We start from the raw sequence: 25,614 nt of genomic DNA, 5'->3' as shown, positions 1-25,614 counted from the left end.
CAACGCTTAGCGGCTTAGTTCCTGAAAATAACGCCGGGCCAATCGGTCGGGGCCGGCGGGGCGCACGGGAGCGGGGGCGGGAGGCGGCAGCAGTGCCGTCAGCGCCCGCTCGATGGCGGGTAGGCAGCTGGTACAAGGCGCTTTGCCCGCCCGGACGTCGGCGGCTAGTTGCCGCAGCTGACTCAAGGCTTGCAGATAGGCTCCCGGTTTTTGCACGGCTGCTTGGGCGAGAGTTGTACCTGCGCGGTCGAGCAGAAGCGCATCGGCGGCGGGTATCGTTTGCTGCTGCCGAATAGCTCCTAGCACCCGCAAGGCATCGCGCACGGCAGGTTGGGCAGGCGTAACCGCCACTTGCTGCTGGTTTTTGGGGGCGGCGGCACCCGCTAGGTCGCCGGTGAGTCGCAGGGTAGCCTCGGGCATGGGCGGCGGCTCGTAGCCTAGCTTGCGGACGTAGGCGCGGGTCTGTTGCTGTACTTGCTTGAGCAGGCGCAGGGCGCGGTATTCGTAGGGCAGGGCTTCGGCGGGGCGGGCGGTGCGCAGGCGTAACTCTGCTTCCCACATTTGCGCCAATACGCCGCGGAGTTTGGCTTTCACGGCAGGTTCCAAAAAGTCGGCCGTTTCGGAGTCGTCGTGGCGGTGCATGTAGGGCTCCATGAGGGCGTCGGTGGTAGCCGTCGGGGAAGTGCTAGGGCGGCCACCCGTTTGGCCATGGTCGTGCTCTTCTTCGCCGTGCTCCTCATGGCCGGCTTCTCCTTCTTTGCCTTCCTCGTGGTGGTCGGCATCGGCGGTAGGACCAGCAGTTGCCCCTAGGCTTTTCTCGAATTCTTCGCCCAAAAATTTGCCGTAGCGCAAGCGCAGCACTTTCTGATCGAAACCTAGGTTGTTGCCGCGTTCAGCAAACGCCTCCGCTGTTAGGCCCTTGCGTTCGGTCAGCAGCTTTTCTGTGTCAATAATAATCTGACGCTGACTGCGGAAGTAAGCCGGTACTACATTCACGCCCAGGGAGATATCCGTGGTGCTTTCCTGCACCGTGGTATCTTCCCACTGCACCAAGTACGTATCAGAGCGGGTGAGGTGGCGGTGGTTGTCCCAGGCTTGCACGTAGAAATAAACCTCGTCGCCGTAGGTCAGACCTAGCTTGGGTAAGTTGAGCAAGTGCGCCAAGGTTACCTGCTCCTGGCCGTGCAGGGCGCTGCTCAGGTCCGCTTTGGTTTCTTTAAACTTCACGGCTTCTCCTTGTCCTTGGGCCACGGTGGCAACCAGCTGCGCACGTGTGAGGCCATAATCGTCGCGGACGGCTACCCGCACAGGTACTTGTGGCTTGGTGCCAAACTCAACCAGTGTATAAGGCTTCGGCGTTTGGATTTGGATAACCGGGCTCTGATCGGCCTGCACGTCGATGGCGTAGTCATCGGAGGTGTGGCCGGCAAACCGGAGTCTGTACAGGGCCGATGTGAGCAGTGTTTGTTCTATCGTGAACACGCTAGGCTGACCAGCGACGGGGCGGAGCTTTAAGCGGAGCTTGCCAAGTTCTAGCTCGGGCGCAACACCCGTCGGGCGGCTAACGCGCACCGTCCAGCGCACTTGGCTTTCCTGCGGGCACTGAAACGATGGCTGCGCGGCCGCAAACGTAGGTCGGCGTGTGTAGGCGGGCGGAGTTACCAAGATTCGGGTTTCTACAATGCGCGGGGCGGCCGGCGGAGTGACACCCTTCGGCGTATCCTCAGAAAAGTGCAGGGCCACGGGCGGTGCGGTAGCTGGCGCTGTAGCAGCTTTGGGTTTCAGCAACCCTAGCCCAAGCGCCGCTACCAAGGCTAGCCCGGCCAACAGCGCTGGTCCCCGAAAGCCTACGGGCAGCAAAGGACGTTCGGTGTTTTGCAGCTCGGCTAGGTGCGAGGCTACGTGCTGTTGCTGGAGTTGACCGAGCAAGTTCAACGCCGATGGGTCGTGCAGGAGCAAGCCGGTGCTGTCTTCCAGACCAGCGAAACGGCGGTCGAGGCGGCGGGCTAGGTCCGAAAAGTCTGGCTGCCAGATCTGCCAGAGCTTCCACAGGAGAAAGCCAATCCCGATGGCGCTTGCTCCCACCACATACCAGCGTGCTGCTGGCCAGCGTAGCCAACTCATGGCTAGCAACACCCCTAGGCCTATTGCTGGTAGCAAAAGGGCCAGCGTGCGCCGCTGCGCGTAGCTGCGCCACACCGCGCGCAGAGTGGCCATCGCCGGCGCCAGGCTCGAAACAACAGAAGAAGCTAATGGACTCATACGGTTGCAGATGCGGAAGAAACGACGCGGCGCCGGGCTAGCCAGCGTTCCAAACCAAACAAGAGGGCTGCCAGCATCACTACCCACGGCCGCACATCAGCATAGGTTGGCGGAGTGACTAAGTGCGCACGGGGCGATGCCGCTGTCGCCTGCTTTAGCGAAAGAATTTGCGAAACAGCTAAGCTACGCCGGTCGTAGGGTTGGGCAGCTGATGTGGGCAGATCGGGCTGTAGCAAGGGTAAGAGCAAGGTGGGTAGCTCGGCGCTGCTACCTAGCTCGCTCCAGCTGGGGTGCAGGCGGGTATGCAGATGGTAGGTAGCGCCCCGTCCCTGCGATGTGCGCGTGAGCACGGGCTGCCCCTGGCCATCAAGCCAGAGCTCTAGGCCTGCCGGCGAGGAGGCAAGCGTGTCGCGCCGGAGTAAGCGAATAGGTTGGGTACTCGGCTGAGCGAGTGTAGCATTGGTAGGCACGCCTGCCGTTGCCGCTTCTTGCCAAAGGCGAAGGCCTCGGGTGGTGCGTTGTTGCCAGGCAGCAGGCACGGGCGTATCGCTCAGCCAGAAAAGCCAATCGAGTTGCTGCGTAGCCGCAGGAAGCGTGGTAGCTACCGTTAGTAGGGGTGTGATAGGCAAACCAAGGCTAGCCGCCCGCAGGGCAGCCTGCATGTATTTGGCATCCTGGGCGTGAGCAGCATCGTGGTAAATAGCCAAGCGCAGCGCCGCCGTTTGCACGGGCACGGCTGGGCCCGTCGTTGGCTGCAATACGGCCCGGCCATTCGACCTAGCTTCGTAGCGCAAGGGTGGTAGGCCGGGTACCCGCACCTCGCCGTTGGCAGAAGGCAAGCGCATAGCCACTGTCCGGAATTGAGTAGCCGCTTCGTTGCTGGAACCTAGGAGTAAACGCAGGCTGTCACCCCGCGGGGTCTGGTAAGCCGCTTGCACCCAAGTGCCTGAATCGGCGGCGGGTACCGTTTGCCAATGCACTGTGCTCGGTAGCGTCGGGCGGGTACCGCGGAAGCTACTTTGCGTAGCAAGGGTGAAGACGTGGAGTGGGCGCTCCGGCAAAGAATCGGCCGCTTGCTGCACACGGGCCCATAGATTGTCGGGGCTAGGTTCGAAGCGTGTGGGCACGTTGGTAGCCGTAGCCAGGGAGTCGAAACGCCGCCATGCTGCCCCAGAGAGGCGTGGCAACCCCGGCGCTAATTGCCGCAGCTCATAGCCTTGCTTGCGCAACGAATCGACGGTGGTGCGCACGGCGGCCAACGAGCTAGACCCAAGTAAATCAGGGCTTAGCAGTATTTGCCCGTGGCGAGGGGGCGCCGGAATCAAACGGGCCGGATCAGCCACGGCCAGGGCTAAAGCGGCGACAACGGCAGCCCGCAGCAACAAAAGCAACAGCTGCTCTAGCTTCAGGTTGCGCATCCGGCGGTTGGCGGCTGTGCTCAGCCACCGCAGGCTGCCTACTTGCACCAAGCGCCCCGGCCGCCGATTCCACAAGTGAATCGCCAGGGGCACTAAGATGCCAAGTAGCGCCAGCCCGCCGGCCATAGGATGTTGAAGAAGAAAAGCGGCCATTAGAGTAACGGAGTAATTGAATAACGGAGTAGTTTCGCTAGAGCAGCTGAGTAATAGAACGTTGTCGTTTTCACATCTTTACTCAGTTACCTAGCTGCTCAGTTACTCATCGAGTCCCGCTTCCGCAGGAACTCGCGCATGGCGCGGTCCAACGGTTCGGCGGAGTCGAGTTGGTGGTAATCAAAGCCCTGGCGCCGAGCTTCCTGGGCGGTGGCGCGCAGCCAGGCTTGCAATTCCTCCTGGTAGGTTTTGCGTTGTTGGTCGGCATCAAGCTGAAGCGTTTGGCCCGTTTCGAGGTCTTCGAAGGTGACGGTGCCGCGGTACGTGAAGTGCAACTCGTTGTGGGCCAGCAGATGCAGCAGCAGAATCTCACCCGAGGCCACGCGCAGCCGCGTGAGCAGGCTATTAATTTCAGCTTCTTCCTCGTATAAATCGCTCACGCAAATGGTCAGGGCCCGCTGCCGGCGCGCGGTGAGAGGCGCTAGGGTGCTGGTACTCGGAAAACTACCCGCCGCCGCTACACTTTCTAGCGCATGAAACAACCTAGGTAGCTGGCGCGCATCCGAGCGGGGCGGAATGTGTTCCAGCCCTTTGGGGTGCAAAATCGTCAAGCCCACCGCGTCGCCCTGGTTCTGAGCTAGGTAAGCCAGCGCTGCCAGGAGCAGGCGGGCATAATCTAGCTTGCGCAACCCGTTATCATCCTGGTGGTTCATGCTGGCACTGGCATCGAGCAGCAGGTGCACCGTCACGCTCGTATCCACTTCCGACTCGCGGATGTAGTAGCGGTCGGAGCGGGCGGCTAGGCGCCAGTCGAGGCGGCGCAGGTCGTCGCCGGGCTGGTAGGGACGGTACTGGCTGAACTCCATGCCCACACCCCGCCGCCGGCTCAGGTGCTGCCCTGCCAAGAAGCCTTCAGCAGCTTGCTTGGCCGACAGCGGTAGGTTGCGCAGCGCATGCAGAATTTCGGGATTGAGCATCGGTTGGTTATTGGGTGTTTGTCTTTAAGCTTCAAGTACCTAGGTCTACACCGGCACAGCTTTCAGCAGCTCCGCCACGGCATCATCAGGAGTGAGGTTTTCGGCTTCGGCGTTGAAGTTCAGCAGCACACGATGGCGCAGTACCGGCGGCGCCAGGGTTTTGATGTCGTCGAGGGTGGCAGCAAACCGGCCTTGCAGCAGCGCCCTCGCTTTGGCGCAGAGAATAAGCGCCTGCCCGGCCCGCGGACCTGCGCCCCAACGGCCATAATCCTGAATAAATTTTACCGTGCTCGTCGCCGGGCGTGTAGCGCGCACGAGGCGGTTTACGAAGCTGAGCAGCTCGGGGCTGAGGCTCACCTGACGTACCAGCTGCTGAAGCTGCCGGATGTCTTCGCCCCCGAGTACCGAGCGCACTTCCGCGCGCGCCGTACCGGTGGTGCCGCTAAGTACAGCTAGCTCCTCCTGCTCGGTGGGGTAGCCGATGCGGATGTACAGTAGAAAACGGTCGAGCTGGGCTTCCGGCAGCGGATACGTGCCCGACTGCTCGATGGGGTTCTGGGTGGCAAGCAGGAAGAAGGGTTTGGGTAGGGCGTGCTCCTGACCGGCGTAGGTCACGTGGCCTTCCTGCATAGCTTCAAGCAGGGCAGCTTGAGTTTTGGGCGGCGTGCGGTTGATTTCGTCAGCGAGTACGAGGCTGGCGAAGATAGGACCCTCGTTGAACTTGAAGGAGCGGTGCCCGGTGCCGTGGTCTTCCTCTAACACTTCCGTGCCAAGGATGTCGGTGGGCATCAGGTCGGGGGTGAACTGAATACGGCGGAAGGGCAGGTCGGTAGCGCTAGCTAGGGTGCGCACGAGCAGCGTTTTAGCTAGGCCTGGCACCCCTTCAAGCAGCGCGTGGCCACCGGCCAGCAAGGCTACCAACACTTCATCGAGCACCTGCGTCTGGCCGACGATAATTTTTCCGATTTCCTCCCGCAGCGGCGGGAGCTTGGCGAGGAGTTGACGAACGTTAGCTTCAGTCACAATGAGGAAAGAGTTTGAGCTGGCGAGCAGTGTATTGTAAAGTCTGATTTTACTGAGTAAGGCTGCTTATTATCTATAAATGCGCAGGTAATTGGCCTGAATGTGATGTCTGACTAGCTGGCATTTTGGTTGGTTAATCGACGGTGATACTCCTTTCTTTCGGAATGAACCATCATCTTATTTTAACCCGCTTTTTTCGTCTGCTAGTAGCCTTATCGCTGTTACTGCCACTGCAATCTTTTGCAGCAGCATCTGATTCTTCTGCGACCTCGAAGCCTGGTAGTATCATTCGGGTAGATATGTTGGCGGCGTGCTTTTGGATTCCTATCAGTACGTTGAATGGCGGGACTACTGCGCCGTTGCTGCTATCGGGGGAACAGTTCCTGAACAAGCGAACGAGCGTAGGAGCCGAACTGCAATGGGGTAAAATACTATCAGATCAGCGCCAGCGGGGCGGCTCTTTGCAAGCGCGCTACTACTTCTTCGATCTGTTGCAGTCGCATCACGACGCGTTGTACGTCTCGCCTCGGCTGCGCTATCGGGCAGTCCGACGCGAAACATTCGACAATGGACGCATTTTCACGAGTAGTAGCCAGGGCGGCGCTGAGTTGTTGATCGGCTGGCAAATACCACTGGACGACTCACTGCATCATCGAATGGTGTTGGACCCAGGCCTAGGAGTAGGCTATTGGTTTCGACTACGCCCTGACCGAACTTCAGCAAGGCAGCCTGAGTACTTTCGGGATCCGATTGCATTAGAAATGTTGAGCACCCAAAACTGGCAGATGGCTTTGCGGATAGGACTTGGGTATCAATTCTGAGTAGTCCATAGACTAGTGGGACTGGGTGAGGTATGTAGAAAATGGCTGTTGCGGTTGCCCAGCTCCTGACCTAGGCCGTCAGGGCGTACATCAGGATGTTTACCCCAAACTTGGTGTTGTCTTCGGCCAGGAAGCGCTTGTTGCGGAAGTCGTAGTCCCACTCGCAGCCGTAGTCTTTGTTGGAGTAGAGCACGCCGAGACGGCCATTGATTTCGATGCCTTTCAGGTAATCGTGCACGAGGTCGTCGCCCCAGCCGTTGAGCTCGAAGGAAGTAGGCGGCGGACCGTCTTTGAAGGTGAAAAAGGAGCTGTAAACGGGGTGCGTTTTGGGGATTTTCTTGAGGGCGCTGGCCCCGAAACATTGGCGCATCTGCTCCTCGAAGGAGCGGGCAAATAGGCCGTCGATGTCGTGGTTGCAGTCGTCCACGAACACGAAGCCGCCATTGCGCACATACTGCGTGAAGTTCTTCTTCTCCTGCGCCGAAAACTGCACTAGGCGGTGCCCAGAGAGGTAGCAGAATGGGTAGTTGAACAGCTCGGGGCTGTCGAGGGCTACTACTTTTTCTTTGGTCGCCACGGGCACTTTCGTGTACTGAATAAGCGAGTGAAGCAGGTTGGTAGGCATGCGCTCATCCACGCCATCCCAGTCGCCGGAGCGGTATTGAAGGCGCACGAAGGTGAAGGGAGCGGGCATAAAGAAGACGACAGACGAACGAAAAACAGGCAAGAGACACAACTACGGCCTCTAAGGTGGCTCAGACCTAGCTTACTTCGCAAAAAAACCTCGCATTTAATATCAAATTGATTAGTAGCTGACCGGGAAGATGTACCGATCGAAGCAAAGCGTACAATAGATTTTGTTTTTCTGCGTATTGCAATGCATTAACCTTGCTTCCACGCTAACCCCTATTTGTATGAAACGATTAGCCCTGCTACTGCCTTGTTTGTTGCTGTTTTTCAGCGCCCAAGCTCAGTTCGGTATAAAAGCCGGTATCAACCAAGCCGTACTGAACGGCGAAAACATCGACGCCAACACTAAGTACAGTACTTCCTACCACGCGGGCATCTTCTACGAGGCCAACATCCTAGGTCCGCTCTCCATCCAGCCCGAGCTGCTGTACTCGCTCAACAAAAGCAGCTGGAAAACGCAGTTCGAGAACTTTGATAACCAGCTAAACTACTTCTCTTTGCCGGTGCTAGCGAAGGTGCGAATTGGACCCGTATTCGTAGAAGCTGGTCCGCAATTTTCCTTTCTCTACAAAGCAGAGAAGGACGGCACCATGCAAACCGGCACCAGCACCTACGCTGACTTGAAACGCACGGCTACCAACGACTTCAAGCGCGGCGACTTCAGCCTGTGCGCCGGGGCTGGTCTGAAGCTAGGGTACTTCCTAGTGGGAGCTAGGTTCAACGCGGGGATGAACAACATCAACGACGTGGATAACCTCAGCGGCGTGAACGACGCCCGGCTCAAAAACCGCGTGTTCCAGGGCTACGTGGCCTTGCAACTCGGTAAGTAGTCGCGCCGCGATGCAACCCTTGAGCGGTGGTGTAAGCTCTCGTTGTACACAACGATCCTCTATTTCATAACACTTAGCTATGAAGCAACTTGCTGTTCTGTTAGTCGCACTGTTTTGTGCTGGCACGGTCCACGCACAGCTTGGCATTCGGGTGGGAGCTAACACTGCCTCCGTTTCGGCCAAAGTCAAAGAATTTCACGAGGTAGATACTCGGAGCCGGGCCGGCTACCAGCTGGGTGTGTTTTACGAGAAAAAGCTCACGGAGCGATGGTCGCTGGTGCCCGAGGTGCAGTTTAGCAACCAGCGCATGAACATGCATATCGTAGAATCGGGCGTTGCCGACGGGGGCTATGATGCTAACTATCGGCTACGGCTGCGCTATCTGAATGTACCCATTATAGCCCGGGCAACAGTTGGCTGGTTTTACCTGGAAGCTGGCCCGCAAGTTGGGTTTCTGCTAGACGCTAAAGAGAAGGGAACCAATACTTACGGGAGTTTTTTGGGTTCCTACTCAACTACTTACAACCGGTACGCTACCGATACCTACCGCCGAGCAGACCTAGGTCTGGTCGCTGGTGTCGGCGTGAACCTTCCTGCTAGCTTTGGCTTGGGCGTGCGTGGGTATACGGGGCTGCTCTCCATTACCGAAGGCAAAGACACGCAGTACGCAAACTACACGGGTCCCCTCAAAAATCAGGTAGTGCAAGCCTCACTTACTTATCAGCTAGCGGCGCGTTGAGTCACCGCTGCATCGTTGGTTTCAGCCCTAGGTAGCGAGTCTGCCTAGGGCTTTTTTTAGTGGGGAGCATCAGTAGGCGCAGGGTAAAAAATTAATGTTTATATATATTTGAAAGATTTTATACATTCTACTACGTATTGTTTTCATAATGAAAGCGCTTTACTCTTTCGTTTTATTAGGTGGTATCGTATTGACTACCAACAGTGCACAAGCACAATCACGCGCTCGGCACAAGTATTCTTCCAGATCAGCATCAACGACGAGCTTTGGGGTGAAGGCTGGCGTGAGCCAAGCGGTACTCGATGGAACGGTCAACCAAATCACTGAGTACAAAGCTGGTTTGCACCTGGGCGCCTTCATGCGCTATCGGCCTTCCAATCACTTTGCGCTGCAACCCGAAATAACGTACTCGCAACAGGGGTCAAACAACACGGTTCCGCTGGGGTCGATGGACATCGTGAACAAGACTAAACTCTCGTATCTGAACGTGCCGATCCTAGCCAAAGTCTACCTAGGTGATGTATTCAACATTCAGTTTGGCCCACAATTCGGCTTATTGCTATCGGGGCGCCAAGTAGGGCAGACGGGGTACACCATGTCGAGCTCCAGTGGCACTACCTATCAGACGGCTGACGTAGAAACGACGAAGGACTACAAGAGCGATGTGGCCTTGTGCGGTGGCCTAGGGGTCGATTTGAAGAATGGGTTAATCATCGCAACCCGCATCAATTACGGCCTCACCAACATCGACAACAATACCCAATCGCAAGAAGCGCGCACCTCCCTAGGTTTTGGCGGGCTTCACAACCGCGTAGTGGAGTTCTCATTAGGCTATGCCTTCTAACGCGTAATTTCAGAGCAACAAAAAGGCCCGTAGCATATGCTACGGGCCTTTTTGTTGCTCTGAAAATGACCGGGCTTACACCGCGTCTGACAGGCTAGTGAACGTGAAGTCGCGGATCTTCAGGGGCGGCACTAGGTTGCCGCCTAGGCGCACGGGCTTGCCGATAGCCTCGATGTTATTGAGCATGATAACGGGCGACTCGTTGAAGCGGAAGTTCTTGACTGGGTGCTTGATCTTGCCGTTCTCGATGTAGAACGTGCCGTCGCGCGTGAGGCCCGTTACGAGCAATGACTGCGGATCGACGTCGCGGATGTACCACAAGCGCGTGACCAGGATGCCCTTGGCCGTGCCCTTGATCAGGTCCGCCGTGCTTTGGGTGCCCCCGCTCATGATAAAGTTGCTGGGGAAAGCCGTAGCGGTAGCCTTGCTTTTCTGTGCCCAGAAGCGGGAGTAGTACAGGTTCTTGAGGACGCCCTTCTCAACCCAGGTCATTTTCTTCACGGGTTGCCCTTCGTCGTCGAACACGCGGCCGGGCGCTTCTAGGTTAGTGGGGTCCGAGTAGATGGTTATGCGCTCATCGAATAGTTTCTGACCTAGCTTGTTGCCGCCGCCTTTCTTGCTCAGGAACGAGCGGCCCTCGTCGGCTTCGCGAGCACCTAGCTCGTAGAAGAGGCGGTTGAGCAAGCCCTCGTCCGATACCAGCGCGGCCGGCTCCAAAATCACGGTGTACTTGCCAGGCTCCATGGCTTTGGCGCCCACCGAGCCCGCAGCTTTATCAGCCGCAATCTGCGTCAGAGCTTTTGCGTTGAATTTGCCCACATCCGTGTAGTCAGCCACCGCGTAGCCCGAGCCGGTGCCGTCGGGGGTGCGTACCGTCACGGAGAAGTCGACGAACGTTTCGGGCTGGTAGGCTTGTAGGCCCTTGCTGTTACGCAGGGCCCGGAAGCTGGTGCTATTTTCCAGAAAGCCGGCTACCGTAAGCTTGCGGGCGACGCACAGGTCAATGCTATCAGCGGCGGCTTGGGCGCGCGCGTCGGCCGTATCGCCCGCCGTTTTGGCCGCGAAAGAGTTGGGCGTTAGGTATTGCTGCGGCCCTAGCATAGGCATGTACTCCGGGTCTTCAGGTGCTAGCTTAGCTGTTTCCTCTGCTCGTTGCACGCAACGGCGCAACGTATCATCATCGAACTGATTACATGTTGCGACGCCGGAGCGCTTGCCGTACCGCGATTCCACAGCCAGCGACACGTTATCAGAGTGGCCCGCCGTGCTCACGTTGTTGCGCGCGTAGCGAATATTGCCCGCCGTGCGGCCCGTGAGCGTTGCTTGGCACTCATCGGCCTTGCTGAAGCTGAGCACTTTCTGTAGAATAGCCTGGGCTTGTTCTTGCGAAAGGATTGCCATATTTTTTTGAATAAGGAGCTGGTAGCTGATGGCTATTTACCCCTAGCTTTTATTCTGACAGTCAACTTAAAAAGCAAACAGCCAGCAGCCAAGAGCAAACAGCGAAAGGTTTACCCAATCTTGCGGGCGGTGTTGATGACGTTCACGCCGTTGAAGCGCGTGGTAGCCGAGCCGTGGCTCACGGCCGAAATTTGCGGTGGTTGGCCTTTGCCGTCGAAGAACGTACCTAGGAAGCGGTAGTCGGAGGCGTCGCAAGTAGCGGCGCAGCTGTTCCAGAACTCCTGCGTGTTCGACTGGTACGCCACGTCTTCAATCTGACCGGCAATTTTGCCTTTCTCGATAGCAAAGAAGAGCTTGCCGCCAAACTGAAAGTTATACCGCTGCTGGTCGATAGAGTAAGAGCCAGCCCCCACGATGTAGATGCCTTTGTCGACGTCTTTGATCATGTCGTCTACGCGCAGCTTGCTGGGATTGGGCCGCAAACTCACGTTGGGCATGCGCTGAAACTGCACGTTGCTCCAGGAATCAGCGTAGCAGCAACCATCGGAGTGGTCCTGGCCCACCACCTGTGCTTGGTCGCGGATCTTCTCGTAATTCACTAGCACGCCGCCTTTGATCAGGTCCCACTCGCCGGTTTTCACGCCTTCGTCGTCGTAGCCCACGGCGCCAAGCGTGCCGGGTTGCAGCTTGTCGGCCACGATGTTCACCACCGGCGAACCATATTTAAAGTTGCCCGATTTTAGCTTATCCATGGTAGCGAAGCTGGTACCGGCATAGTTCGCTTCATAGCCGAGTACGCGGTCGAGCTCCAAGGGGTGGCCCACACTTTCGTGGATGGTCAGCCCTAGGTGGTCAGGGTCGAGCACGAGGTCGTACTTGCCCGGCACCACCGACTTGGCTGTGAGCTTAGCTTTCGCTTGCTTGGCGGCTAGGGCAGCGTCTTCGAGCATATCGTAGCGCAGCTTATAGCCAACAACACCTGTACCAGCGGGGCCGGCTATTTTGTCTTGGGCACGGGGCGTGAGATATTCGTAACCTAGGCCCATGGAGGTACCGAGGGAGTCGCGCGTGCGAAACTTGCCGGAAGCCCGATCGATGGCCGTCACGTTAAACGTGGGCCAAATGCGGTGTACATCCTGGTCGATGTAGGAGCCATCGGTGCTAGCAAAGTACTTCTGCTCGTTCACCTGAAAAATCGTGGAGCTGACGTAGTTGGCGCCGTTCTCCATGGCCTTGGCGTTTACTGCGAGCAAGAGGTCTACTTTCTGCTTCACGGGCACCTCAAAAGCATTCTGCTCGATGGGCGTCTTCCAGCTCACCTCACCATAGCCACGCTGCGGGGCTAGGTTTACGGGCTCTTTTTGCAGACGGGCATTGGCTTTGGCAATAGATACGGCCTCGCGGGCAGCCTGCGCTACGGCGGCCTCGCTTACGTCGTTGGTGGCGGCAAAGCCCCAGGCGCCATTCACCAGCACGCGCACTCCCACGCCGTAGCTTTCCGTATTCACGATGTTCTGCACCTGCTTCTCGCGCGTGAACACATACTGGTTGAGGTAGCGCCCCACGCGCGCATCGGCGTAGCTGGCCCCCGCCGATTTGGCGGCATTAAGTGCGGCGTCGGCGAGGCGCTTTTTCACCGCAACGTCTATTTGCTCCAGCATGCGGCCCACATCAACCGGCGTGCCCCCAAAACCCGGCAGCGAGGGTAAAAACAACGAGCCGGCGGCTAAGCCAGTCAGCCCCATAAAGTCGCGACGACGCATAGAAAGTAGGTGTTAAGTAGTGAAAACCAGCCGCTAATACGCTGGTTGAACTGGCCTGCCAAGTAAGTAAAATAGGGTGGAAATGCACAATCTGGCATCTCCACCCCACTTCAACAAATCTTCAATAAGTTGGCTAGGCTTCCTAGCCGATCTTGCGGGCGGTGTTAATCACGTTCACGCCATTGAAGCGCGTGGTGGCCGAGCCGTGGCTCACGGCTGAGCTCTGCGCCGGCTGACCCTTGCCATCGTTGAAGAAACCCGCAAAGCGATAGTCAGAAGCGTCGCAAGTGGCGGCGCAGCTGTTCCAGAACTCCTGCGTGTTGGCTTGGTAGGCCACGTCTTCCAGCATGCCCGTGATTTTGCCTTTCTCGATGGCGTAAAACACTTGGCCGCCAAACTGGAAGTTGTAGCGCTGCTGGTCGATGGAGAAGGAGCCGTTGCCAGCGATGTAGATACCCTTATCCACACCCTTCACCAATTCATCGACGGAAAGCTTGCCCTGACCAGGGCGCAGGCTCACGTTGGGCATGCGCTGGAACTGCACGTCCTGCCACGACTGCGAGTAGCAGCAGCCATCCGATTCGTTCTGGCCCACCATTTGGGCCTGGTCGCGAATCTTCTCGTAGTTCACCAGAATACCTTGCTTGATCAGGTCCCATTCCTTGGTTTTCACGCCTTCGTCATCGTAACCCACCGCGCCGAGGGAGCCGGGTTGCAGCTTGTCGGCCACGATGTTCACCTCTTTCGAGCCGTACTGGAATTTACCGCTTTTCCACTTATCGAGCGTGGCGAAGCTGGTACCGGCGTAATTGGCTTCATAACCGAGCACGCGGTCGAGCTCCAGGGGGTGACCCACGCTTTCGTGGATGGTCAGGCCTAGGTGGTGTGGATCGAGCACGAGGTCGTACTTGCCCGGCACTACCGACTTGGCCGTGATTTTAGCTTTGGCTTGTTTGGCGGCGGCGGCGGCATCTTCCAAGATGTCGTAGCTCATCTTATAGCCCGTCACGTCGGAACCCGCCGGACCTGCTACTTTATCAGCCGCCTTCGGCGTGAGGTACTCGTAGCCGAGGCCCATGGGCGAGCTGAGCGCCTGCCGCGAGCGGAACTTGCCCGAAGCTCGGTCGACCACCGTCACCCCAAACGTAGGATAAATGCGGTGCACATCCTGGTCGATGTAAGAGCCGTCGGTGCTGGCAAAGTACTTCTGCTCATTCACCTGAAACAGCGCCGAGTTCACGAAGCTAGCTCCGTTGTCGAGGGCTTTGGCGTTGGCGGCCAGCAGCAGCGCTACTTTCTGGGCAATGGGTACTTCGAAAGCGTTTTGTACAATCGGCGTTTTCCAGCTTACCTCGCCGAAGCCTTTCTGCGGGGCCAACTGCACTTGCTCTTTCTGCACCTTGGAGTTGGCTTTGGCAATGCCGACAGCCGTTTGGGCGGCTTTGGCGGCGCCGGCTTCGCTCACGTCGTTGGTAGCGGCAAAGCCCCAGGTGCCGTTGGCAATGACGCGCACCCCAATGCCGTAGCTTTCGGTGCTGGCAATGTTCTGCACCTGCTTTTCGCGGGTAAAAATGCCCTGGTTGAGGTAGCGGCCAATACGCACATCAGCATAGCTAGCCCCCGCCGACTTAGCGGCATTCAGGGCCGCGTCGGCCATGCGCTTCTTAATGGCGGGGTCTACTTGCTCCAGCAATTGCGCCGGATCAACGGCGTTACCCATGCCGAAGCCTGGGATGCTAGGCAAAAACAAGGCGCCAGCGGCTAGGCTGGTCAGTCCTACAAAGTCACGTCTTTTCAAAGGAGTAGAGTTTTGGTATGCCAGAGGAAAAAAGATGGATAAGTGCGGCGGGCGCGGAGCCACGCTCCGCGCTACCGACTACACCGCGTCTGACAAGCTGGTGAACGTGAAGTCGCGGATCTTCAGGGGCGGCACTAGGTTGCCGGCCAAGCGCACGGGTTTGCCAATGGCTTCCAAGTTATTGAGCATAATAACGGGCGACTCGTTGAAGCGGAAGTTCTTGACTGGGTGCTTGATCTTGCCGTTCTCGATGTAGAACGTACCGTCGCGCGTGAGGCCCGTGAACAATAGCGTTTGGGGGTCAACAGGGCGGATGTACCACAAGCGCGTGACCAGAATGCCCTTGGCCGTGCCCTTGATCAGGTCTGCCGTGGTCTGGGTGCCCCCTTCCATAATCCAGCCGCCGGGGCGCGGAATGTCGGGAATACCAGCCTTTTGTGCCCAGAAACGTGACGAGTACAGATTTTTCACCACGCCCTTCTCAATCCAGGTCATCTTCTTCTGCGGGCGACCGTCGCCGGAGAACGTCAGGTCGGGAATTTCTGCGTTGCTAGGGTCAGAATAGATGGTTACGCGCTCATCGAACATCTTCTCGCCCTTGCGATTACCGCCGCCTTTCTTGCTCAAAAAGGAGCGTCCTTCGTCGGCGTTGCGCGCGTCGAAAGCGTTCATGAGCGCTCCTAATAAAGAGGCATCGGTGTTGGCCACCAGCGCGGCTGGCTCCAAAATCACGGTGTACTTGCCAGGCTCCATGGCCTTGGCAGCCACCGAGCCGGTAGCTTTATCGGCCGCAATCTGCGTCAGGCGCGCCGCGTCGAACTTGCTGATGTCGTTGTAGTCGGCGGTGGCATAGCCCGAGCCGGTACCCTCGGGGGTACGTACCGTTACGGAGTACGAAAGATTCGTGACCTGCTGGTAAGCTTCGAGTCCTTTGTTGTTGCGCTTGGCGATGAACCCGGCTGAGTCTTCCAAGAAGCCCGCGGAGCTCAGTTTTTTCGTGTCGCACAGCTTCATGCTGGCGGCTGTTTGCTGGGCGCGGTAGTCGGGCGTGATGTTGGCCGTGTTTTGCGCAAATGAAGCCGGGGCAGCTAGGTATTGCTGCGGGCCGAGCAGCGGCACATACTCGGGACTCTCGGGAGCTAGCTTCGCAATTTCTTCGGCGCGCTGCACACAGCGGCGTAGCGTTGCGTCGTCGAACTGGTTGCAGGTAGCTACGCCGGAGCGTTTGCCAAACCGTGCTTCCACGGCCAGCGACACGTTGTCGACGGCGCCTGCCGTAGAAATGGTGTTACGCGCCGAGCGAACGTTGCCGCCGATTTGGCCGTTGAGCGTAGCCTCACACTCGTCGGCCGTGGTGAAGCCAAGTACCTTTTTGAGGATGGTCTGCGCTTCGTCTTTGGAAAGAATTGCCATGTATGTTGATGTGGTGATTTGCGAGTATACTACTGAGGGCGCTTAGCCAATCTTGCGGGCGGTGTTGATGACGTTCACGCCGTTGAAGCGCGTGGTGGCCGAGCCGTGGCTCACGGCCGACACTTGCGACGGCTGCCCTTTGCCGTCGAAGAAGGAGCCGAACATGCGGTAATCGGATTGGTCGCAGATGGCGGCGCAGCTGTTCCAGAACTCCTGCGTATTAGCTTGGTAAGCTACATCTTCAATCATCCCCGCGATTTTGCCTTTTTCAATGGTATAGAACGTCTGGCCACCGAACTGGAAGTTGTAGCGCTGCTGGTCAATAGAGTAAGAGCCGCGACCAGCAATGTAGATGCCCTTGTCCACGTTCTTAATCATGTCGTCCACGCTCATCTTCGTTGTGCCGGGTTGTAGGCTCACGTTGGCCATGCGCTGAAACTGCACATCCTGCCACGATTGGGCGTAGCAGCAGCCATCCGAGTGGTCTTGTCCCACGATGCCCGCCTGGTCACGGATTTTCTGGTAGTCCACCAGCACACCATTCTTGATGAGGTCCCACTGGCCAGTTTTTACGCCTTCGTCGTCGTAGCCCACGGCACCGAGGGAGCCGGGCTGCGTTTTATCGGCCACGATGTTTACTAGTTTCGAGCCGTACTGAAAGTTCTTGGTTTTCCACTTATCGAGGGTGGCGAAGCTGGTGCCAGCGTAGTTTGCCTCATAGCCAAGCACGCGGTCGAGCTCCAGGGCGTGCCCGATGCTTTCGTGAATGGTCAGACCTAGGTGGTTGGGGTCGAGCACAAGGTCGTACTTGCCCGGCACTACCGACTTGGCCGTGATTTTCTCTTTTGCCTGTTTAGCCGCTAGGGCGGCATCAGCTAACATATCATAGCTGTTGCGGTAGCCGATGAGGCCCGTACCGGCGGGGCCCGCTACTTGATCTTGGGCTTTGGGCGTGAGGTATTCGTAGCCGAGGCCCATGGGCGAGCTGAGCGCGTCGCGCGAGCGAAACTTACCCGTAGCCCGGTCAACAACGGAAACCGTGAAGGTTGGCCAGATGCGGTGAATATCTTGGTCGATGTAGGAGCCGTCGGTGCTAGCAAAGTACTTCTGCTCGTTGATTTGAAATAGCGACGAATTCACGAAGCTAGCTCCATTGTCGAGAGCTTTGGCGTTGGCGGCCAATAGCAATTCCACTTTCTGGGCAATAGGCACCTCAAAGGCATTCTGCACAATCGGCGTTTTCCAGCTCACCTCGCCGAAGCCTTTCTGCGGGGCCAACTGCACTTGCTCTTTCTGTGCCTTGGAGTTGGCTTTGGCGATAGCCACGGCCATTTGAGCCGCTTTAGCTAGCCCCGCCTCACTCACGTCGTTGGTAGCGGCAAAGCCCCAGGTGCCGTTGGCAATGACGCGCACCCCTGCACCATAGCTCTCCCCACTAGCAATGTTCTGCACCTGCTTCTCACGGGTGAAAACGCTTTGGTTTAAGTAGCGGCCGATGCGCACATCAGTGTAACTGGCCCCCGCCGACTTGGCCGCGTTCAGGGCTGCGTCGGCGAGCCGCTTTTTCACGGCTGGGTCCACCTGTTCGAGCAAGCGTTCTGGATCCACCAAGTTGCCCCCGAAGCCAGGAATGCTCGGCAGAAACAACGCGCCGGCTGCCAGGCTGGTCAGACCCACAAAGTCACGTCTTTTCAAAGGAATATAGGTTTTGGAATGAATTAGTAGCGTAGTTTAGGCAGAAATGCGGGAAACTCAAACCAAAAGACGCAGCCTATAAATCAGGGCTGCATTCAAAGAGAAGCAGCTGCGCAAGAATATTTACCCTTAAAATAGCAACCTACTTTGGTCGCTGGTGCTACTTCTGCGCAGTATAACCCCATCGTTGGTAGGGGCTAGGTAGTTATTATTCAACCGGCCTCATTCCCGCTGTATTGCTAAGTAATCGTTAAAATGCTTCCTGGATACTTAAGCCGAAGCTAGGTGAAGTTCTTGGTTGTCAGGCACGCTTTTTGGATTTGGACGAGGCAGATAAGTAGGTTGTATGTTCTGGCCGTTTTCTGCTAGAGCACTCAGCAGTATCCGCGCTGAGAGTTATTGAATCAATTAAAGATATGGTATGAGCTAGAGGGGCTGGAAATTCCTTTGCTACCTTCTTAAATTAGTGGAGCTAGCATAAGGTGCAAAGTTGTAATGAGCGGTAGCTTGTTATAATTCAGGGTGCTAGTAATCAGGTCGCCCAGGATTAGATAAAGCGCTGCTACCCGTTTATTGCGGGTCTTATTATTAAAACTATTCCGTGTACAAAGGTGCTGCAATGCTGCTTTTTACGGCATTGATTTGCCTGCTTATTGCCCGTATTTGAAGAAAATAGTTACTCTCCTTTTTGTACTACTTACCTTAAAAGCAGCGGCCCAAACGGGCATTTCGGTTCCTGAGCTAGCTTCCTGCGATACGACTGTGCAGCGCTTTGTGAAGCGCTGGAACGTGCTAGGTGCCTCGGTCGCCATCACGCGCAATGGTAAACTTCTGTACGAACGAGCTTTCGGCTACGCCGACCTAGCTCGCACTACTCCTTTGCGTCCTTTCCACTTGTTGCGAGTGGCAAGCGTGTCGAAATCCGTAACGGCGCTGGCCGTTATGAAGTTGGTGGAGCAAGGCCAGCTTAGCCTATCGCACAAGGTGTTTGGGCCAGCGGGCTACCTCCGTGGCGCTTACTACAACGATGCCATCACAGATCAGCGTCTCTACGACATCACAGTGCAACAGCTGCTGGAGCATACCGCTGGTTGGGATCGTACCATCGGCTGCGATGGATTCGGCGGCTGCGACCCAATCGATTTTCCCTTACACGTAACGGAGGCCATGAAGGCTTCAAACCCCGTGGCCGATTCAACGCTGGTGCGCTTCATGCTGACGAAGGGGTTGAATTATGCTCCCGGCACGCACTACGCGTACTCGAATATTGGCTATTTGGTGCTCGGCAAACTAGTGGAAGTGGTTACGCATCAGGCGTATGAGAAGTGGGTGCGCGAACAATTACTGCTACCAAGTGGCGTACTGGAAGCACAGCTAGGTCGCAACCGCTTGGGCGACCGACAAGAGTTAGAAGGCGAGTATCAGAGCACCGGCCGCATGCCGTCCTGTTACGGCACTGGCCAGAAAGTGCCGCGGGCCTATGGGGGCTTCAACCTGGAAGCAATGAGTGCGCACGGGGGCTGGCTGTTTTCTGCGCGCGACCTAGTGCGCTTGCTGCTAGCCGCCGATGGGTTTGCAACCCGGCCTGATGTACTGGCGCCCGCCACCATTAGCACGATGGCACAGCCTTCCACCATAAACTCTGGCTACGCCAAGGGGTGGCAGGTCGGGCAAAATGGGTGGTGGCACGCCGGTTACCTCGATGGGTCGGCTAGCTACCTAGTGCGCACGAACAGCGGCTACACCTGGGCTATCTTGCTGAACAGCAGCAGCCCCGACCCGCAATTCTGGAAAGATCTGGACCGATTGGGGTGGTCGTGCGTGCGTGGCGTCGTCAATTGGCCAGAGCACGATCTGTTCGCGCCTGAGTTGAATGCCACGGAGCTTACCACCACTATCCCGGACTCGGTCAGCGCGCAGCTGCAGTGGCGCAACGGTAACGGCACTCGCCGCTTGGTACTGCTAAAAGCCGACAGCCCCGTGGATGCTCTCCCGGTAGATGGCATTCACTACCTAGCCCATGCAACTTTCGGCCAAGGCACTGACCTAGGCAATGGTACCTTTGTGGTGGCCAACGGCGATACCAATGCTGTCCTTCTCAGAGGGCTAGATCCCCGGCACACGTACTATGCGCGGGTAGTCGAATACGCACAAAACGCTGCTACAAACGGCAAGCCTGTATACACGGTGGCAGGCAACCCAACGCTAGCTTTGCATGAAGAAGCTAGCCTATTGGCTCTCAATGAATTGGAGCTAGAGGTGTATCCTAACCCAACTTTCGATGAGCTGTCTATCAAGAACCTACGTCATTCATTAACCTACGACGTGGTGAATGACGAAGGGGTATCGGTGCAAAGCGGGACGTTGGAGCCGGGCAGCAAAGTAGGTGTTGGGAGCTTAGTGACCGGGCTTTATTTGCTGCGTATGCACGCAAAAGATAAAGAGGTAGTGCGGCGCTTTGTCAAAGAGTAGAAGCAGCCCGGAGCTGTCATTCTGAGATATAAAGCTGTTGTCTGAAAATCTGTGCTAAAAGGTCATTCGGTAGTGACTAGCCCCAGTGAGGCAGCAGGTTGGTAGCAGTTGGTTCATTCAAAGAAATTCAAGCCCCAGCGGGGTGACACCTAGGTTAGGTGTCACCCCGCTGGGGCTTGCTTGGTTTTTGGGTTGCTGGATTACTATCAAGCGATTGTCCCGTTGGGGCTAGCTAGTCAGCAGATCAAGCCGGCTGTTTTGCTTGCTGTTCTGAAAAGAAATCCATTTTCATAATGGAAAAAATACCACTGTTAAGCCTTCAAAACTACAAGAATATTTTTATTATATTGCTGAAAATCAAGTACTTGTATAATTTGTTGAAATAACTTTCTGGGAACGGCACCGGTGTTGGATTTAGGTCCATGTACTCAATCACCAACCTGCCTTTCCAATGGCTATCCTGGACAACATCGCCAAAGCGGCGAAAGACTTTTTCATCGAAGACGACGGCCACGGCGCGGCGAAGGCCGAACCAACCCGGCCGCTGCCGACGGCGCAAACGCCTTACACGCCGCCGGTAGCAGCTAGTCCAGCGGCCTTCGGAACAGCGCCGGTGGTCACACAGCCTGAGCAGCGCCACCTCGACCATATCAGCGCCCTGCTGGCCGGCGACGGCAAAGACTTCGTGGCCTACACCAAAATGGTGAAGAGCATGGCGGCCAGCGGCCTAGCCGGCCCGGTGCTCTACCAAACGGCCTTCAACGCCTTTGCCGCCATCACCGGCCTCGACTTGCCTAGCCTGCTAGCTTCCGCCGATCAGTTTGAGCAAAAGCTAGCTGCCGACCGCAACAAAGTGCTCGAACGCCACCGCGAAAAGCTTGGCGAGACCCAAACGCTGAAGGCACCACCTGGCGCTATCGTGCAGCTCCTGCAACAAGAAAAGCAACTGCAAGCCGACCTAGCCGACCTCACGCGCAAGCTAGAGGAGAAGAGTCAGCAACTCGTGGCCGCCCAGCAGCAGCTCAACGACGAGCGCCAAAAAGCCACTGCGGCCCTGGCCTCCTACGAGCTAGCTAACGCCAGCGCCACCACCGACTTGAAAGCGCACCGCCAAGCCGTCGGTGCTATGGTCAAGAGCAACTGAGTGAATGAGTAGCTGAATAGCGGGCCTTGGTAACACCTAGCTCGGCACCAGTCCTCACTCTGCTCCTCGCATCCACCATTCAACACTTAAAACTCAAAACTTAACACTTCCAAAATGAACACGTTACTCTCTCCTCCTTCTCAAGATGCTGGCTTGCCCAAGTGGCAGAAGCCGGAAAAAGCCGCTGGCTGGGTCTTTCTGGCAGGTGCGGCCGCCGCGGGCGTGTACTTCTGGGGCCAGATCGTGCCGTATCTGGTTGACATCGTGTTTGATACCGTGAAGCTAGGTATCGGGGTAGGGGCGCTGTTTGTGCTGTTTTTATTGGCTACCAATAAGCGCATCAAGGCCGGGCTGTGGTACGCTGGGCAGCGCATCTTCCGCACCGCCGCGGGCATCTTCGTCAATACGGACCCTATCGGTGTTATGGAAGACTACATCCGCAACACCGAGCAGGAAGCCCACAAGATGAACGCCGAAGTCGGCCATATCGAAGGGGCCCACGAGCTGGTGAAGCGCAAGATGAACGCCAACACCGAGCAGATGAAGGAGTACCTCTCGCTGGCTAGCTCCGCGGGCCGCCAAGGCGAGAAGGACGCCGCCGAAAGCTACGCCTCCCGCGCCGCCCAGCTGCAAGAGTACAATCAGCGCCTGCAACCCATGCTCACCACCACGGCCAACGTGACGCTGGTGATGCGCCAAATCTTGAAAGCTGCCCTGCGCCAGATCGACGGTAGTAAGTTCAAAGTCAACCTTTTGAAAGATGAGTACGAACTGGTGAAACGCACCAGCTCCGGCATGCGCGCTGCCATGAACATCCTCCGTGGCGACCCCGACAAGAAGTACTTCTTTGACCTAGCCACCGACCACGTCGCCCAAGACATGGCCCAGCAACTCGGTCAGATCAAGCAGGCCATGCGCTACAGCCAGGAATTTGTGAAGGAAATGGACATCCAGAATGGCGTAATGAGCGAGAAAGGCCAGCGCCTGCTGGAGAAATACCAGAAAGGCGACTTCAACGCCATCATGGAGGAAAAGCCGGTCAACACCCTTAATGCCGCCCAAACCCGCAAAGCCACCGACGATGCCTATTCTAGCCTCCTTGATTAGCGCGCTCCTCAGCCTAGGTCTGGCTAGCCTAATCGGATAGGCTAATACTTCCTAGAACGTCATGCTGAGCTTGTCGAAGCATCTCTACCGCAATGGTAATCCTGATGCTAGCTCAACGAAGCGGTAGAGATGCTTCGACAAGCTCAGCATGACGGACGACTTAGGTAGCTAGTTCAGCTAGCCTCTACTTCCTCAAAATCATCCTTGAAATTCTGCGCCGAAACTGGCGCACCAACCTCCTTTTGTCTTTACAAAAATGACTACTCGCGGTAAAATTGTCTTAGGTGCCCTGCTTGCGGTGCTCCTGTACTTTGGCATCAACAAGCTGGTTTCCAGCGGTGCCGTATTCAAAAAAGCTGAAGCCCAATCGGTGCTTCTTAACTCCATCGAACTACCCACGGCTACGGGTGGCTCTCGCGCCAACATCGCCGTGCCGCTGGCCCCGCTGCCGAGCGCTACACCGGCTGAGAAAGGCTCGCAAGTGGTGTGGGAAGTGATGGCCTGGAACTCACAGATGGCCGGTATGCTCGCCAACGGTGGCCCGCGCACCACGCAAGGGTCGAGCATGGCTGCCAACGGCCTCAACATGCAGATTGTGCGGCAAGACGACGTATCGAAAATGCAAGCCGACCTCGTGAAAAACGCCATCGACTTGCAGAACAACCCCGAAACGCCGGGCCTGATTGTCAGTATCATGGGCGACGGTTTGCCGGCTTTCTCGGCCGTGCAAATGCAGTTGCAAAAGGCGGGTACCAGCTTGCAAATCCTGCCTTATAGCTGCGGTAAATCGTTTGGTGAAGACAAGCTGATGGGCTCGAAAGAATGGCTCGACAACCCCAAATCGGCCCTCGGTAAAACCATTGCCTGCTACCTGCGCGACGGCGACCAGAACATTGCCCTGAAATGGTGCGCCGACAACGGCCTAAAAGTAAACCCCGACGAAACGACCTACGACCCCGAAGCCGTGAACTTCATGGCTGCCAGCGACTTCCTCGTCGCCGCTGAAAAGTACATCGTCGGCAAACCGGAGTCGCGCACGAAAGTGGTGAACGGCAAGAACACCGGCGTACGCATCGATGTGGTGGCTGACGGCGTGGCTACCTGGACGCCCGGCGACGTGAACATTGCCAAGCAGAAAGGCGGCCTCGTGAACATCGTGTCGACGAAAGACTATTCGAACCAGATGCCTAACATCATGGTGACAACCAAGCGCTGGTATGACGCTCATCAGAAAGAAGTTAGCGGCATCATGACTGCCATGGCCGTCGCCGGCGACCAGGTAAAATCGCACCCCGAAGCCCTGCAACGCGCCGCCGACATTTCCGCCGCCGTGTACGCCGACCAAGACAAGCCCGGCGCCTACTGGCTCAAGTACTACAAAGGCGTGAGCGAAACCGACCGCAACGGCGAAGTGGTGGAGCTAGGGGGTAGCAAAGCCTTCAACTTCGCCGACAACCTGACCTTGTTCGGCCTCGACAACGGTGGCACCAACATCTACGCTTCCGTCTACAAAACTTTCGGCGACGTGCAGAAGCGGTTGTACCCAAAAGAGCTACCTAGCTATGTGCCGCTCGATGAAATGCTCGACCTAGATCTGCTGCGCAAGCTCCAAGAGCAATACAAAGGCAAAGCCATTGCCCCGGCCGAAACCCAGAAGTTTGCCGCCGATGACGAAATCCGCCAGAGCGTGAGCAAGCGAGCCTGGAACATTGAGTTCGAAACCGGCAAGAGCACCTTCACGCCCGAAACGCAGCGCCAACTCAACCAACTCTTCGACGACCTGGTAGTGGCTGGCCGCCTGAAAGTAGCCGTGCACGGCCACACCGATAACGTCGGTGACCCGCAGCGCAACCAGCAGCTCTCCGAAGACCGCGCCCTGGCCGTGGAGCATTGGCTGGAACAAAGAAGCTCTAGTGCCTTCCCCGACGGCCGCGTGCAAGTGTACGCCCACGGTGCCACCGAGCCCGTCGCCAGCAACGCCTCCCCCGAAGGCCGCGCCCAAAACCGCCGCGTGGAGGTGGTGCTAGGCAACTAATGATGTAAACAACCCGCTAGCGTGTCATGCTGAGCGTAGCGGAGCGGAGTCGAAGCATCTCTACCGCAGTGGTAAACCCTAACGTGAAGGCGAAGCGGTAGAGATGCTTCGACAAGCTCAGCATGACGTTCTAGTTTGATAATAATTACTCCTCATGAAAGAGCTGTTTTCCCCTAATGCCAATCCGCGGCGAGTGATATTCCTATCGATGGTGGCCGCGCAGGCATTCGTGCTGCTGTTGCTCTGGCTGTTCTATCCGCTGCAACTCTTCCCGAACCTAGGGGAAGTGTTCCGCTCCCTAGGCAGCCTGATTGCTGATCAAGGTCTTATCCAGGAGCTGTGGGCGAGCATGACGACGGCCCTGCAATCCATTGCTATTGCCACGGTGCTGGCCCTGCTGATTTCCTACCTCACGGCACTGCCTTTCTTCCGGCCCATCGCCTACGCGGCCACCAAGATGCGCTACCTGACGCTCACCGGCCTCACGTTCTTCATGGCCCTGATGGTCAGCTCCGGCCACGAAGTGAAGCTTTCGGTGCTCATCTTCGGCGCCACGGTGTACCTCGTCACGGGCATGACCAGCGTCATTCTGACCACCACGCAAGAGGAAATGGACCACGCCCGCACCCTAGGGATGAGCGAGTGGCGCGCCTTCTACGAAGTGGTGGTGCTCGGCAAGCTCGACGAAATGCTGGAAGTCGTGCGCCAAAACTTCGCCATCATTTGGACCATGATTACGCTGGTCGAAACGCTGTACCAGTCGGAAGGTGGCATCGGCCTGCTGCTCTACAAGCAAAACCGCTACCTGCACCTCGATGGGGTAGTAGCCATTCAGCTGGTGATTCTGGCTACGGGTGCCTTGCAAGACTATGTGTTCGTGCTCTTGCGCCGCGTGTTCTTCCCTTACTCATGGCTGGGCGCGGCCAAGTAGCGCTAACGCGAGGGCGCCTCACCCCCTAGCCCCCTCTCCGAAATGGAGAGGGGGAACTAGCTCTAGAAATAGGTTTCTAATCTGAAAAAGGCTAGCTC

General features: G+C 57.1%; 19 protein-coding genes. 9 read left to right on the top strand and 10 right to left on the bottom strand.

Going from position 1 to position 25,614, the window contains the following annotated elements; all coding sequences use genetic code 11:
- Positions 1–6: 6 nt before the first annotated feature.
- The 4 genes from BXP70_RS13140 to BXP70_RS13125 all read right to left on the bottom strand — a co-directional run bounded on the left by BXP70_RS13140 (position 7) and on the right by BXP70_RS13125 (position 5,833).
- Positions 7–2,262 carry a DUF4175 domain-containing protein gene (locus BXP70_RS13140; protein WP_143436488.1) on the bottom strand — a complete coding sequence of 752 codons (2,256 nt, stop codon included), beginning with the start codon at positions 2,260–2,262 and terminating at the stop codon, positions 7–9.
- On the bottom strand, positions 2,259–3,833 hold the full coding sequence (locus BXP70_RS13135) for a BatA domain-containing protein (RefSeq protein WP_086594557.1): 1,575 nt from the start codon (positions 3,831–3,833) through the stop codon (positions 2,259–2,261). Before BXP70_RS13135 ends, BXP70_RS13140 begins: the two co-directional genes overlap by 4 nt.
- A gap of 98 nt (positions 3,834–3,931) precedes the next feature.
- Positions 3,932–4,810 (bottom strand): DUF58 domain-containing protein, encoded by an 879-nt coding sequence (locus BXP70_RS13130; RefSeq protein WP_086594556.1) that lies wholly within the window; start codon positions 4,808–4,810, stop codon positions 3,932–3,934.
- Between the two features lie 45 nt (positions 4,811–4,855).
- Positions 4,856–5,833, bottom strand: a complete 978-nt coding sequence (locus BXP70_RS13125; RefSeq protein WP_086594555.1) for an AAA family ATPase — start codon at positions 5,831–5,833, stop codon at positions 4,856–4,858.
- 164 nt (positions 5,834–5,997) lie between these two features.
- Here BXP70_RS13125 and BXP70_RS13120 point away from each other — a divergent pair, with 164 nt between their 5' ends.
- Entirely contained in the window at positions 5,998–6,654 is a 657-nt protein-coding gene (locus BXP70_RS13120; protein WP_143436487.1) for a hypothetical protein, read from the top strand.
- A gap of 70 nt (positions 6,655–6,724) precedes the next feature.
- Here the strand turns inward: BXP70_RS13120 and BXP70_RS13115 are convergent, their stop codons facing one another.
- Positions 6,725–7,348, bottom strand: coding sequence for a DUF4159 domain-containing protein (locus BXP70_RS13115; RefSeq protein WP_086594553.1), 624 nt, complete (start codon positions 7,346–7,348; stop codon positions 6,725–6,727).
- A gap of 220 nt (positions 7,349–7,568) precedes the next feature.
- On the opposite strand from BXP70_RS13115, the gene BXP70_RS13110 reads away from it, so the two are divergent.
- The 3 genes from BXP70_RS13110 (at position 7,569) to BXP70_RS13100 (ending at position 9,757) form a co-directional block, all read left to right on the top strand.
- Positions 7,569–8,174 carry a porin family protein gene (locus tag BXP70_RS13110; protein ID WP_086594552.1) on the top strand — a complete coding sequence of 202 codons (606 nt, stop codon included), beginning with the start codon at positions 7,569–7,571 and terminating at the stop codon, positions 8,172–8,174.
- Positions 8,175–8,253: 79 nt separating this feature from the next.
- The gene (locus BXP70_RS13105; protein WP_086594551.1) at positions 8,254–8,913 is read left to right on the top strand and encodes a porin family protein; all 660 of its coding nucleotides are present in this window, start codon (positions 8,254–8,256) and stop codon (positions 8,911–8,913) included.
- Positions 8,914–9,061: 148 nt separating this feature from the next.
- Positions 9,062–9,757: a porin family protein gene (locus BXP70_RS13100; protein ID WP_086594550.1), complete on the top strand. Its 696-nt coding sequence runs from the start codon at positions 9,062–9,064 to the stop codon at positions 9,755–9,757.
- Positions 9,758–9,832: 75 nt separating this feature from the next.
- Here BXP70_RS13100 and BXP70_RS13095 read toward each other — a convergent pair whose 3' ends face one another.
- The 5 genes from BXP70_RS13095 to BXP70_RS13075 all read right to left on the bottom strand — a co-directional run bounded on the left by BXP70_RS13095 (position 9,833) and on the right by BXP70_RS13075 (position 17,827).
- Positions 9,833–11,158, bottom strand: a complete 1,326-nt coding sequence (locus BXP70_RS13095) for a TldD/PmbA family protein (RefSeq protein ID WP_086594549.1) — start codon at positions 11,156–11,158, stop codon at positions 9,833–9,835.
- A 110-nt stretch (positions 11,159–11,268) separates the two neighbouring features.
- A complete protein-coding gene (locus tag BXP70_RS13090; RefSeq protein WP_086594548.1) occupies positions 11,269–12,921 on the bottom strand; it encodes a TldD/PmbA family protein in 1,653 nt (550 codons plus the stop codon).
- A 142-nt stretch (positions 12,922–13,063) separates the two neighbouring features.
- Positions 13,064–14,719 carry a TldD/PmbA family protein gene (locus BXP70_RS13085; RefSeq protein WP_086594547.1) on the bottom strand — a complete coding sequence of 552 codons (1,656 nt, stop codon included), beginning with the start codon at positions 14,717–14,719 and terminating at the stop codon, positions 13,064–13,066.
- A 78-nt stretch (positions 14,720–14,797) separates the two neighbouring features.
- Complete coding sequence (locus tag BXP70_RS13080) at positions 14,798–16,132, bottom strand: TldD/PmbA family protein (RefSeq protein WP_086594546.1); 1,335 nt, start codon at positions 16,130–16,132, stop codon at positions 14,798–14,800.
- A gap of 42 nt (positions 16,133–16,174) precedes the next feature.
- Entirely contained in the window at positions 16,175–17,827 is a 1,653-nt protein-coding gene (locus tag BXP70_RS13075) for a TldD/PmbA family protein (protein ID WP_086594545.1), read from the bottom strand.
- Positions 17,828–18,490: 663 nt separating this feature from the next.
- Here BXP70_RS13075 and BXP70_RS13070 point away from each other — a divergent pair.
- From BXP70_RS13070 to BXP70_RS13050, 5 genes are all read left to right on the top strand, one after another.
- Positions 18,491–20,299: a serine hydrolase gene (locus BXP70_RS13070; protein ID WP_179197684.1), complete on the top strand. Its 1,809-nt coding sequence runs from the start codon at positions 18,491–18,493 to the stop codon at positions 20,297–20,299.
- 451 nt (positions 20,300–20,750) lie between these two features.
- Complete coding sequence (locus BXP70_RS13065) at positions 20,751–21,443, top strand: hypothetical protein (RefSeq protein ID WP_086594543.1); 693 nt, start codon at positions 20,751–20,753, stop codon at positions 21,441–21,443.
- A 114-nt stretch (positions 21,444–21,557) separates the two neighbouring features.
- Positions 21,558–22,550 (top strand): PspA/IM30 family protein, encoded by a 993-nt coding sequence (locus BXP70_RS13060; RefSeq protein WP_086594542.1) that lies wholly within the window; start codon positions 21,558–21,560, stop codon positions 22,548–22,550.
- 256 nt (positions 22,551–22,806) lie between these two features.
- Positions 22,807–24,585 carry an OmpA family protein gene (locus BXP70_RS13055; RefSeq protein WP_086594541.1) on the top strand — a complete coding sequence of 593 codons (1,779 nt, stop codon included), beginning with the start codon at positions 22,807–22,809 and terminating at the stop codon, positions 24,583–24,585.
- 154 nt (positions 24,586–24,739) lie between these two features.
- Complete coding sequence (locus BXP70_RS13050; RefSeq protein WP_143436486.1) at positions 24,740–25,516, top strand: ABC transporter permease; 777 nt, start codon at positions 24,740–24,742, stop codon at positions 25,514–25,516.
- Positions 25,517–25,614 lie beyond the last annotated feature (98 nt).

The sequence above is a fragment of the Hymenobacter crusticola genome (genome assembly GCF_002154225.1).
Classification (GTDB): Bacteria; Bacteroidota; Bacteroidia; order Cytophagales; family Hymenobacteraceae; genus Hymenobacter; species Hymenobacter crusticola.
This window is presented reverse-complemented; position numbering and strand designations above follow the sequence as displayed.